The sequence below is a fragment of the Rhizobium sp. BK602 genome, from assembly GCF_014195095.1.
Classification (GTDB): Bacteria; Pseudomonadota; Alphaproteobacteria; order Rhizobiales; family Rhizobiaceae; genus Rhizobium.
Window position 1 is genome coordinate 18,017 of the sequence record NZ_JACIBC010000011.1, and the last position, 11,708, is coordinate 29,724.

Here is an 11,708-nt window from a genome sequence, read left to right on the forward strand (position 1 = left end):
GGCTCAGAGCCTCCCCTCGCTCAGAAGTGTTTTGGCAAGTGCGAGCCGACGCCTTCTACCGATTGAAAGCGGGACGCCCCCGTGAATTTTTCGTTCCAGGAAGAGCAACGACTGGGAAACCGGGTAGCAGATTGCGAAATAGACTGCCGAAATGACGAGGTAGACCTCAAGCGATCGGAATGTTTCGGATGCGATCAATTGCGCATTCGTCATGAGTTCCGCAGCCGATATCGTCACGAGCAGCGATGTGGACTTGATAAGATCGACGAACATCGTGTTCGTTCCGGGTAGCGCAAGACGAACGGCTTGCGGCAGCACCACGTGCGAGAACGTCTTGCTGCGGCTGAGGCCAAGGGCTTCCGATGCTTCCTGCTGACCGCGATGGACGCCGGAAATGGCTGCGCGGAAGATCTCGGACAAGTAGGCGGCGTAGAACAGAATGAGACTGAGTATGCCAGCTTCAAACACCTGCAGCTTCACGCCAACGGACGGAAGGCCGAAATAGGTCAGGAAGATGATCGCCAGAAGCGGAATATTCTTGAAAATCTCGGTGTAGAACGCCGCAACGAAGCGGCTCGTCTTTGAGCGGTTAAGCCGCATCAGAGCGACGACCAACCCTAAGGCCGAGGCTCCGATAAAGCTTGCGACCGTGTAGCCGAGGGTCCGCAGCAGACCCTCGCCAATGCTTCCTAGATAGTCGTTCCATGGCACTTGGAACAGGTTGCCTAATGCTGTGAACAAGGCCACGGCTCCCCTTATAGGATTACAGTTTTACTGGATCGACGGCGGCGCCCAGTCGGCCGGGCGATCGATTCCCCGACGCTGTGCTGCCATGTCAGGCGACGGTGTCAGGAACTGCTTCGGATCACCGCCCCATTTGGCAACAAGAGCGGCCAGCGAACCATCCTTGTACATGGCGTCGATCTGGACAGAGATGGCCTTTTCCAGCTTCGCGGCCTGCTTCGGCAGGTAGAATGCCGTCATATAAGGTTCGAAGTACTTATAGTCTGGATGCGCCTTGATCTGCTCGGCCGTCGGCGGGATCATGTACTGGATCTTGACTTTCATGTCCGGCCGCTGCTGCTGCTGATAGGTGACGAGCAGCGGATCGAGGAAGCCGGCATCCAATCGTCCCGACGCGATATCCGCAAACACGCTATCCGCGGACGGGAAATTGCGGGCGGTGGCATGCGGAACCTGAGCGATCGATTTTGCCCAGACATAACCGGTCACAGTCCCAAGGCTCTTGCCTTCAAGGCTTGCTAGATCCGGAAGGTTTGTGGATTCAAGCACCGCCATTGCTGGCGGGGAGTAATACGGCGGATCAGTAAACAACCCAGCTTTCTGGCGAGCTTCGGACCAGGCAATCCCGCCGATGGTGATGTCCGCGCGCTGCGCCTGCACCGATCCGAGCATGCCGGCAAAATCGGTAACGCTGTACTCGATCTTGAGGCCAAGCTTTTCCGCCACGGCCGACAGGATGTCGCTATCCAGGCCGACCAGCTTGTCGTCCTTGACTGCCGTATAGGGCATGTAGGGTTGGATTGTGACGGTCAGCGTGCCCGGCTTGATAAGCTCAAAGTTTTCCGCCTGTGCAGTTCCTGCTCCGCTTACAGTCAGCGCGGCGATGCCGAGACCGACGAATGCAGAAAGGCTGCGTGCGACGGACTTCCCGAAGATTCCAGTGATCATTAGCTGCGTTCCCTCTTATATATTGGTGATATATTGACGATATCCATATATTGCCTTCTGTCAAGCACGATCGTATTGTGCGTATTAAATAGGCGTTTTGGTCTCGCTTGACCAAAAACTGGATGGGTTTTGAAAGAAATGAACAACATGCTGGCACTTCACGCCGACTACGTAGAATCGGAGCCAACGATTGCCGATCGCACGTACATCCAGTTGCGGGAGGACATCATCACGACAGCACTTCCGCCTGGCACTTTGTTGCGGGAGACGGAGCTTATGGAACGGCTGGATGCCGGTCGCACACCTGTCCGCGAGGCAATTCAGCGGCTGCAGCGTGATGGCTTTGTGGTGGTCAGCGGACGACGAGGGACGTTTGTCAGCACGATCGATCTCAGCGATCTGACAGCAGTCTACGAAGCACGCGCGCGTATTGAATCATACGCTACCCGGCTGGCAACGGAGCGACTGCGAGAATACGAACGCCAGGAAGCGCGGGCTCTGATTGAAGAGTTGAAGGCGATCGTTGGTCCTATGGAGCTTGATGATATTCTAGCCCTAGACCGCCGTGTCCACCGCTTCATATATCGCACCGCGAAGAACCGGTATCTCCTGGATACCCTTGAGCACTATCACAATCTTTCCCTGCGCATTCTCTACGCCTCAATGAAGCGCTTCCCGGTCCTCGTTCCTCGGCTGGAAGATGTCTTGCGCGAGCAGATTATAATGCTCGAGGCCGTATGTAGTGGTGACGGAGAACGGGCGGAGCAGGTGTCCATGCATCATGTGCTCAGCTTCGAAATCGAGGTTCAGAAGATACTCTAACCTGGCGCAGTTGTGATCGATAAGCTCAACGGGCGGGCACTCAGTATTACGATCGCCGTAGGCAAAAGGCCTGCGAAGCGATTGACAGCTTCCTCATTCAGCTTGAAAAGGGGCCGACCCGGGTCGCTGCTTTTCCATATCCTGATCAGTAAAGAGCTGAAGAGTGCCTATTAGAGAAGCACCGCCCACAAAACCACGTCATCCTGAAACGACGCCACTGACATCGCTCGTCAAAAGTCTCGCGGAAAATCCTTCCAGCTCTTTCGGGCCGCGACAGGATTTTTGCAACAGAGCCGCCCGGCTCTGGATTGAGAGGGAACTCGAACTTTTCCCGTCCGAAATCGAGCCAGCGATCCCATCAGTGATGAGAGCCGGCACATCGGCGGTCAACCCTGAGGAGGATCGCGTTGCCGCGATCCTCCCTTCTGCCTGTTTCAGGCTTGCGCCGGGGTCCTTGCCGGGACGACGGCATTGACCACGATGGCGACGGCGATGTTTGCCGCAAGGGCGAGCAGGCCGGTATAGACGGTGAAGGGTTCCCCACCGAGGCTGATCAGGTGCAGCGGCTTCCAGCCGGCATCCCAGACGAGATAGGTGCCGCCGATGAAGCCGACGAACCAGCCGGCAAGCAGGGCCGGTGCCCGGAACCAGTTGGTGTAGAGGCCGAAGATCAGCGCCGGCAGCGTCTGCAAGATCCAGATGCCACCCAGCAATTGCAGATCGAGCGCGAATTGCGTCGGCAGGAAGATGATGACGAGCAACGCGCCCACCTTGACCACGAGCGAGGTCAGTTTGGCGACCTTGGCTTCGCCCGCGTCGCTGACATTCGGATCGACATAGGCTTTCCAGAAGTTACGGGTGAAGAGATTGGCGGCACCGATGCTCATCACCGCTGCCGGCACCAGCGCGCCGATGGCGATCGCCGCGAAGGCGAAGCCGGAGAACCAGCCCGAGAACAGCGTCTTGAACAGGACCGGCACGACGTCGTTGGCGCTTTCGAGCTTCAGGCCGGCGGCGTGGCCCATATAGCCGAGCAGGGCGAGAAGGCCGAGCAGCAGCGTATAGGCCGGCAACAGGACGGCATTCTTGCGGATCGTGTTGCCGCTGTTGGAGGCGAAGATGCCGGTCAGCGTGTGCGGGTACATGAAGGCGGCAAGCGCCGAGCCCAATGCCAGCGTGGCATAGGCCACATATTGATTGCCACCCAGCAGAAGATTTCCCGATCCCTTGGCCTGGAAAGCCGCATCGGCGGAGGCGAAGACGTTGGCATAGCCGCCGAGCTTCGAGGGAATGAGCGCCACGGCCGCGATCACCACGATGTAGATCATGATGTCCTTGACGAAGGCGATCAGCGCCGGTGCACGAAGGCCGGCCGAATAGGTGTAGAGCGCAAGCACGACGAAGGCGATGGCCAGCGGCAATTCGCCATGAAGCCCAAGCGCCTTGAGGACCGCCGTCATGCCGACGAGCTGCAGCGCGATATAGGGCATGGTGGCGATGACGCCGGTTGCCGCCACGGCGAGCTCGAGGCCGCGCGATCCATATTGGCCATGCACGACGTCGCCAGCCGTCACATAGCCGAAATCCCTGGCGCGTTTCCACAGAAGCGGCATCACCATGAAGACGAAGGGATAGACGACGATCGTATAGGGCAGGGCGAAGAATCCGTAGGCGCCGACCGTATAGACCAGCGCCGGCACGGCGATGACGGTATAGGCCGTATAGAAATCGCCACCGACCAGGAACCAGGTGATCCAGGTGCCGAAGCTGCGGCCGCCGAGACCCCATTCGTCGATATGGGCAAGGGTTTTCGGCTTGCGCCAGCGCGAGGCGACGAAGCCGAGAACGGTCACCAATGCGAAGAAGAACAGGAAGACGGCGAGTGCTGTCGGATCGATATCAGTCGTCATGGCGCGTGCTCCGATAGGCGATGAAGGTCAGCGCAGCGGTGATCGGCACCCAGAGAAGCTGATACCAATAGAAGAACGGAAAGCCGAAGAGTGCCGGCTCGCGGATATTGTAGAGAGACGGCCAGAGCAGGCCGATATAGGGGATGATGAGCAGCCAGAGCGCTGCCTTGTTCCGTGGTTTTTCCATCTCGGATACCTCTCGGGCGCCGGATGCGGCGCCAAGTTGCAGTTGTCGCGTGGAAGGCGGGCTCGTCAGTCGCTCGCCGCGGCAAAGCTGGCGCGGGCCGTCGCAACGGGTTTTCCGATTGAACGGAAGCGGATGTAATGCATTGAAATCCTCCCAACGGCATGCCCGTGGGCGGCCGCGATCAAGTCCTATGGCGAGGTTTTTTGTCCGGCAAGATGGCCGGAAAGATGAAATGCCCGCGTCTACCCAGAAGTGGGTAGGTGCGATCACTCCGTTTTCACACCGATGCCATGATCTAGCGCATAGCGGATCAGTCCTGCCGTCGTCGCAATGCCGAGCTTCTTCTTCAGGTTCTTGCGATGGGTTTCGGCCGTGGCCGGCGTGATGCCGAGGGCCTCGGCCATTTCCCTGTTGCTCCTGCCGGAGCCGATGAGGCCGAGAATGTCGCGTTCGCGCGGCGTCAGCGGGTCTGCGTCATTCCCGCTCTCCCGTTCCATGAGCACGTCGACGACACCAGACGAGAAATAGGTTCCGCCGTCGGCCACGGTCTCGATGGCCCGAACGATCTCGTCGCTGGACACGTCCTTGAGAACGTAGCCGGCGGCGCCACGCATCACCGACGAGGAAATATATTCGCGGCTGTCATGCATGGTGAGCATCACGATGCTCGTCTCCGGCAGTTCCTTGCGGAAGAGTTCGATGGCGTCGATGCCGTTCAGCTTCGGCATGTTGATGTCCATCAGGACGACCCGGGGCCGGACTTTGCGGCCGATCTCGAGGCCGGCCTGCGCAAGCCCCGCCGTGCCGACGACCTCGATGTGATCGAAGCTCTCGAGCACGGCTTTCAGCCCGTCGAGAAGCACCAGATGGTTGTCGATCAGCAGGACCTTGATTTTCGCGGGGGCGGTCATGCGGCCTTGACCTGGTCGTGTGGCTGCATATTGGCCGATTTCGGCATCAGCGCCGTCAGGGTCGTGCCGGCCGCCGTGCTCTCGATCAGGAGCAGGCCGCGGAAATGTGCCATTCTTTCCTGCATGTTGCGCAGGCCGAGACCGCCGGGGCTTGCCTCCTCGCCAAAGCCCGTACCATCGTCGGAAATCATCATGCGGGCGCGTCCGTCTTCGCTCCAGAGCTTGACCGCGAGATGGCGGGCACCGGAATGCCGTTCGACATTGGTGAACGCCTCCTGCGCCACGCGGTAAAGCGCCGTGCTGGCTTCGGGCTTCAGCTGGTCGACGAAGTCGGAAGCCTCGATATCCGTCGCAATGCCAGTTCGCTCCTGGAAGTTATGACACAGCGCCTGAAGCGCCGCGGTCAGTCCCATGTCGTCGAGCACGCGGGGGCGAAGATCGTGGGACAGGCGGCGAATTTCCTTGATCGCGCCGTTGAGAGCCTCGACGCCGCGATCTATGGTCGATGCCGCCTCATTGACATCGGTCCTGACCTTCCGTCCGGCGAGGTCCATCGCATAGCGCACGCCGACGAGGTTTTGCGAAATGCCGTCATGCAGTTCGCGGGCAAGCCGGGCGCGTTCCTCCTCTTGGGTATCGATCACCCGCTGGGTCAGCGCCTTCAGCTTGCCGTCGGCCAGGCGCCGCTCATGGAAGGTCAGAAGCATGCAGGTCGTGAAGACGACGAGAACGGCGGGCACCGCAATCAGCACCACGATCACGAAGGTGTTCTTGATGCTGTCACGCATGCTCGCATTCGCCGCCGCCGTCTGCGCGTAGACGTCGTCCAGATAGACGCCGGTTCCCACGACCCAGCGCCATTTGTCGAGGCTGACGACGAAGGAGAGCTTATCGGCCATCTGGCCGTTGGAGGGTTTTTGCCACTTGTATTGATGCAGGCCGCCGCCCGCCTTGGCGGTGGCGATCAGTTCCGCGATCACCTTGTCGCCGTCGGGATCGGTCAGGTCGAGCCAGTTGCGCCCATGCCTGAAGCTCTGGCGCGGATGGACGATATTGTTGCCGTCATAGTCGTAGACAAAGAAATATCCATCCTCGCCGTAGTCGAGCGAGGCCAGGATCGCTGCGACCTTGTCCTTGGCGGCCTGGTCGTCGGCGGACGCGTCGCGGTAGGTCGTCTGGGTTGCCGACAGGGCGAGATGGGTCAGGTTGAGGATTTCTGTTTCCTTGGCCTTCAGCATGTTCTGCTGGAAGGTGGCGATATTGTCCTGGGTCAGGTTCGCCGACTGCCAGGTGATGAAGCTCGTGATCGCCAGGATCGCGATCACGAGCGGAATGATCGCAAGCGCAATGATCTGGTATCTTAGCGTCAAAGAGATCTCCTCCCATGGCCCGGTCGGGTTCGCGCATCTCACTCCACGTCACGAACCGCCGAAATATCGTTCACTAAGGCGGCAAGGACAGCGTGCGGTCAAGTCTGGGGTTGCCCAATCGGATAGCATGTCGCCTGGCTCCGGCGATAGGAGGCGTTCTCGGAGCCGCCGGGCGGTAAATAAGGATGTTGCACGATAGAGAGCGCTGTCACGCCGCTCTTGTCGGCGCGGGAAACACCGCTATGCGGTCTCGCCCGCCTGTTTTGGCATCGTAGAGCGCCCGGTCCGCCGCCTGTATGAGCTCCGACGGGGTCGAAAGGAAAGACGTCGCGCCGACGTTCGCCACGCCGATGCTGGCGGTGACGACGGATTTCGCGCTGGCGCGATGTGGGATCGCACGTCCGTGAAGTTGGGCGCGAAGGGCTTCGGCCACATGCATCGCGCCATCGGCGTCGAGCCCCGGAAGAAGAATGGCGAATTCCTCGCCGCCATAGCGGGCCGCGAGATCCGATGGGCGCTTGCAAACGGCCGTCAGGCATGCGCTGATCTGCTGCAGGCAGCGGTCGCCTTCGATATGGCCATAGGTATCGTTGAAAGCCTTGAAATGATCGATATCGATCAACAGCAGGCTCAGCGGCGATCCGTTGCGGGTAATGCCGGAAAACTCCCGGGCGACGGCGTTGTCAAAGGCGCGGCGGTTGGCGATGCCGGTGAGGGCATCGGTTTCGGCAAGTCCGCGCATGTCTTCGGCGAGCTTCTTCAGATGTTCCTCGGATTGCTTCATCGCCGTGACATCGGACACGACGACGAGTGCGGAGCCGTCGGCGGCAAGACGCGTGCGCAGGCTGAGCCAGCGGCCGTCGAACATCGGAATTTCCGTATCGCGCTCGAGGAACAGCTGCTGTGCGGCGGCCTGAATCCACTCCTCGCTGACATCGGTGTCGACGTCGATGCGCTCGGCGTTGCGAACGACGGCGCGCACGATGTCGGCGATATGCACACCGGGCTGGCGCGCATAGGCGGAACGGGGGAATGCGGCGCGATATTGCTCGTTGCAGAAGAGCAGCCGCCCTTGGGGATTGAACATCGCCAACCCATCCGACATTTCCGCCATCGCCTGCGAGAGCAGGTTCCTGCTGTCCAGGAGCTCCTGTTCCAGCCGCTTCCTTTCGGTTATGTCGCGGGTCACGCCGGCCAATCCGATCAGATCGCCATGGCGATTACGCAGAGGAACCTTTGATATGAGAAACCAGCGTCCTGGGCCGTTTTCTTCAGGCAGATAGTCCTCGAAATCCACCAATGGCTCGCCGGTATCCATGATCGCCTGCTCGCGATCGAAGTATTTCTGGGCGATATCGCGTGGATAAAGCTCAAAATCCGTCAGTCCGACCATTTCTGACGAGCGCATGCGGCCATGTTGACGCGCAACGTTGAGGTTGGTCACCACGAACGCGCTGTCGAGATTCTTGACATAATGGAAATCGGGCGCTTGCGTCAGCGCGGCTCTCAGCATGTCGCGCTCGATCGTAAAGCCGCGGAAATAGGTGATCACCGAGGCGGCCAGCAATGTGGCAATGAACTTCAGGCCTGTCATCAGCAGGCTGATCGTTCCGAAACCGGTGCCGCGCGCATCGAAGAGGACACTCATCGTCAAGGAAAACGCAGTCACCGTCAGGGCGGCGATCCAGATTCCCCTCGGACGGGCGGCCGAACGACCGAGCAGGAAGTGCACGGCCAATGAGACGAGCGAGAGGATAGTGATGGAGATAAGTCCCGGCACCATGCCGACGCCGCCCATATAGGCGCGACCGGCGAGCGTCATCGGGCCCGTGACCGCGATGGCGAGAGGGCCGCCATATATCGCCGAAATGGTGATCAGCGTCGAGCGCAGGTCGAGATAATATCCCGCATCGATCCTGACGGAGAGCAACATGGATACGAGAGCTGCCAGGCCCATCATCAGGCCGAAAGCCAAATTGGATTGGGCAGCGCTCAGCCGGTGGAACTTATAGTGCAGATGCATCCACACCGAAATCAGAAGCGCAACAGCCGTGACGTTGCCGATTAAAACCTGCCAGACCATGATGCTCTTCCTGAGAATTCAAGGAAAACTAGCTTGAATTCTTTGAGAAAGATTGAAAGACGGATCCTGCTTCGGGCCGCCTGCCAATGTTTTTCACAAGGCGCGCCGAACATTGCCTCGGATCGATATTGTCCGGGCTTTCTTACGCGCGCTCTCGTTCCCATCGCAGATCCTCCTGGAGCAGCTTTCGCGAAATCTCGTCGGCCGATACGGGCTTGCCGACCATGTATCCCTGAAGCTGGTCGCATCCGGCGTCGCGCAATACCGCTGCCTGTTCAGCGGTTTCGATGCCTTCGGCCGTGACTGGAATTCCCAGCGCCGTGGCCAGGGAAATGGTCGCACGCAAGACGTCGGCTCCGTTTCCGGCTGCCTCGACACCCGACACCAGCGACCGATCGATCTTCATGCGGTCGAAACCGAATTGCCGCAGCGCGCCGATGCTTGCATAACCGCAGCCGAAGTCGTCGAGCGCGAACCGGATGCCAATGTTCTTGAGTTGGTCGATCGACCGGCGCGCCTGATCCGGATTGGTGATGAGGACACCTTCCGTGATCTCCAGGGTGAGCCGGGCCGGATCGAAACCGAAATCCTCCAGGACGGCGATCACCTGCGCGCCGAAATCCGGATTGCACAGCTGAATCGGCGATACGTTGACCGATAGCGTCAGGCCATCCCAGTTCTTTGCATGCGCGATCGACCGCCGCAGCATGTGAATGCCCAAGGCGTCGATCAGGCCGGATTTTTCGGCCAGCGGTATGAAGATCTCGGGGCTGATGTTGCCCCTCGCGCTGGGCCAGCGCGCCAGGGCTTCAAGGCCGGTGATCATCCCCGTCGACGCGGACACCAGGGGCTGAAAGGCGGGTTCGATGATACCGCTGCCGATAGCATTTCTCAGCTCGCCTTCCAGTTCGGCGATCCGCTGACGATCCTGATCGAGCGCCGAATTATAGGCGACCGCATGGCCCTTTCCGTTTTCCTTGGCGCGATATAGAGCCATGTCGGCCCGGCGCAGAAGTTCCAACGGAGCGATGTCTGCGGCACTGGCTGCCGATCCAATGCTGGCGCCGGCCTCGATTGTCCGCCCATCGAGTTTGAAAGGCTCCATGAAGAGGTCGAGAATTGCCTTTTCCACCTCTTCGCGTGTGGCGAACCCGACCTGCACCAGCGCGAACTCGTCGCCGCCGAGCCTTGCCGCGGCAGCGATGTCGCGATGACAGTTCGGCAGTGCGTCGGCGATAATGCGGATCAGATCATCGCCGACGGCGTGCCCCCATGCGTCATTGACGGCCTTGAAGCCGTCGAGATCGATCAGGTAGAGCGACATCGCCGTATTGCTCGAATTGCCCAGATGGTCGAGTGCGCTCAAAAGCCCATGCCGGTTGAGCAGGCCGCTGAGACTATCGTGGCTGGCTTCGAAACGGGCCGCTTCCGCAAGCGCGCGCAGGCGCCGTGCCTCGGACCTGCCGGCGAACAGGACGCCTCCCAGGAAGAGAACAAGAATGACGACCGCCGTCGCGATATAGGGATAGACATTGTGGAGCACCGCGGTTCCCGGTGCCTTGCTGGGCCAGACGAGATAGGTGATCGCCACGCCGTCGATATCCCTGACGGGCGTGCTGAGGAGGTTCTGCGGGGGCACGGGCGCCAGGCGCAATTCCTCAAGTTCGTGTTCGTCCGACAATGTGTTGAGAACATCGGACGTCAGCTCCTTGTAGAAGCTGAGCACGCTGAGCTTCGGGAGTTCCACGCCCGGCGTGAAAGGCTGGATTGCCTGCGATGCCACGAGGGCAACACCGCTCTCGGTCTTCATGAAATTGATGACAGGTTCCTGCCTTGGGCCGGCGGCGGCTTCGATCTGGCGATCGAAGGCTTCTCCGAAAAGGTCATGAGGCTGGAAGGGCTTGCCCTTGGAATAGGCCGAAATGACCGCGCCGTCCGGACCGATCACCGCCACGCCGTCATAGAGAGGATAGTTCGCGCTGGTCTTGCCCCAATTTGTGTAGGCCCAGTCTGCCGCGGTCGCCGAGCCGATTGCACTATAGGCATCGTCCCATACGGCGTTGTCCGTGGTGGTGCCGCTGAGACGCGAGATCAGCGCCGCCACCCCGGCCTGCGCGGCGCGGCCCGCGCGGGCATCGTCCATTTCGTTTGCCGAGCGTGTCATTGTCGTAAGGACGTGCGTTACAAGTCCCGTGAGCACGAGTGCGATCAAAAGGAAGCAGGCGGTCACGGCGAACACGGAAGACGTCTGGGCACGCGCCTGCCCAGTTGCGCGGTTGAGCGACATGAAAAGTCCGAGGTACAGATTGGGGGGATCATGTCGGCGAGACTGCAGGAGACATCATGTCCGCAATGCGCTGCATCCTCAATCTACCTGATGATCGTGTAGGCGCGATTAAGGGGCGTGGTTAACAAGCCTGTTGGACCTGGGTCGCATTGATCCAGCTGTTTTAAGGATCGAACGTCATCGTGCGAGGCATCGAAGTCTGATCTCTGACGGTTCTGGCAATATTTTGCTTGCTGGCGGAATCCATCTGGCAAATTCTTGCCGGATGAAGGGTTGCGGCCGAATCCCTCTCCACGATCAAATCTGGGGACGCGATCGTCGATAAATTTCGAAATCTTAGAGTTTTTCGTACGTTAGCGGGAACGTCTCGTGTGGGAATTCGGCGGGTCTCCATCCCGGCGGGCATTTGGCACATGCCTTGCTCCCGTATTGGCGATCCGTTTGTG

General features: G+C 59.8%; 9 protein-coding genes. 1 reads left to right on the forward strand and 8 read right to left on the reverse strand.

The window, feature by feature from the left end; genetic code table 11:
- Positions 1 to 3: 3 nt before the first annotated feature.
- Both FHX11_RS27125 and FHX11_RS27130 read right to left on the reverse strand, forming a co-directional pair.
- Positions 4 to 747: an amino acid ABC transporter permease gene (locus FHX11_RS27125; RefSeq protein WP_184363631.1), complete on the reverse strand. Its 744-nt coding sequence runs from the start codon at positions 745 to 747 to the stop codon at positions 4 to 6.
- Between the two features lie 24 nt (positions 748 to 771).
- Positions 772 to 1,692, reverse strand: a complete 921-nt coding sequence (locus FHX11_RS27130; RefSeq protein WP_184363634.1) for a transporter substrate-binding domain-containing protein — start codon at positions 1,690 to 1,692, stop codon at positions 772 to 774.
- Positions 1,693 to 1,830: 138 nt separating this feature from the next.
- Here FHX11_RS27130 and FHX11_RS27135 point away from each other — a divergent pair, with 138 nt between their 5' ends.
- The gene (locus tag FHX11_RS27135; RefSeq protein ID WP_246781168.1) at positions 1,831 to 2,514 is read left to right on the forward strand and encodes a GntR family transcriptional regulator; all 684 of its coding nucleotides are present in this window, start codon (positions 1,831 to 1,833) and stop codon (positions 2,512 to 2,514) included.
- Positions 2,515 to 2,948: 434 nt separating this feature from the next.
- On the opposite strand, the gene mctP is transcribed toward FHX11_RS27135, so the two are convergent.
- From mctP to FHX11_RS27165, 6 genes are all read right to left on the reverse strand, one after another.
- Positions 2,949 to 4,424 carry a sodium:solute symporter family monocarboxylate transporter gene (gene mctP / locus FHX11_RS27140; RefSeq protein ID WP_184363637.1) on the reverse strand — a complete coding sequence of 492 codons (1,476 nt, stop codon included), beginning with the start codon at positions 4,422 to 4,424 and terminating at the stop codon, positions 2,949 to 2,951.
- A complete protein-coding gene (locus tag FHX11_RS27145; RefSeq protein WP_184363639.1) occupies positions 4,414 to 4,611 on the reverse strand; it encodes a DUF3311 domain-containing protein in 198 nt (65 codons plus the stop codon). The genes mctP and FHX11_RS27145 overlap by 11 nt, the downstream gene beginning before the upstream one ends.
- Before the next feature lie 266 nt (positions 4,612 to 4,877).
- Positions 4,878 to 5,522: a response regulator transcription factor gene (locus tag FHX11_RS27150; protein ID WP_184363642.1), complete on the reverse strand. Its 645-nt coding sequence runs from the start codon at positions 5,520 to 5,522 to the stop codon at positions 4,878 to 4,880.
- Positions 5,519 to 6,892, reverse strand: a complete 1,374-nt coding sequence (locus FHX11_RS27155) for a cache domain-containing protein (RefSeq protein ID WP_184363645.1) — start codon at positions 6,890 to 6,892, stop codon at positions 5,519 to 5,521. Before FHX11_RS27155 ends, FHX11_RS27150 begins: the two co-directional genes overlap by 4 nt.
- A gap of 208 nt (positions 6,893 to 7,100) precedes the next feature.
- Entirely contained in the window at positions 7,101 to 8,975 is a 1,875-nt protein-coding gene (locus tag FHX11_RS27160) for a diguanylate cyclase (RefSeq protein ID WP_184363648.1), read from the reverse strand.
- A gap of 142 nt (positions 8,976 to 9,117) precedes the next feature.
- Entirely contained in the window at positions 9,118 to 11,262 is a 2,145-nt protein-coding gene (locus FHX11_RS27165; RefSeq protein ID WP_184363651.1) for an EAL domain-containing protein, read from the reverse strand.
- Positions 11,263 to 11,708 lie beyond the last annotated feature (446 nt).

What these genes read in the sequence shown, in the direction of transcription:
- FHX11_RS27130 (WP_184363634.1), bottom strand. Translation starts at nt 1,692, where the DNA reads ATGATCACTGGAATCTTCGGGAAGTCCGTCGCACGCAGCCTTTCTGCA.
- FHX11_RS27135 (WP_246781168.1), top strand. Translation starts at nt 1,831, where the DNA reads ATGAACAACATGCTGGCACTTCACGCCGACTACGTAGAATCGGAGCCA.
- mctP (WP_184363637.1), bottom strand. Translation starts at nt 4,424, where the DNA reads ATGACGACTGATATCGATCCGACAGCACTCGCCGTCTTCCTGTTCTTC.
- FHX11_RS27145 (WP_184363639.1), bottom strand. Translation starts at nt 4,611, where the DNA reads ATGGAAAAACCACGGAACAAGGCAGCGCTCTGGCTGCTCATCATCCCC.
- FHX11_RS27150 (WP_184363642.1), bottom strand. Translation starts at nt 5,522, where the DNA reads ATGACCGCCCCCGCGAAAATCAAGGTCCTGCTGATCGACAACCATCTG.
- FHX11_RS27160 (WP_184363648.1), bottom strand. Translation starts at nt 8,975, where the DNA reads ATGGTCTGGCAGGTTTTAATCGGCAACGTCACGGCTGTTGCGCTTCTG.
- FHX11_RS27165 (WP_184363651.1), bottom strand. Translation starts at nt 11,262, where the DNA reads ATGTCGCTCAACCGCGCAACTGGGCAGGCGCGTGCCCAGACGTCTTCC.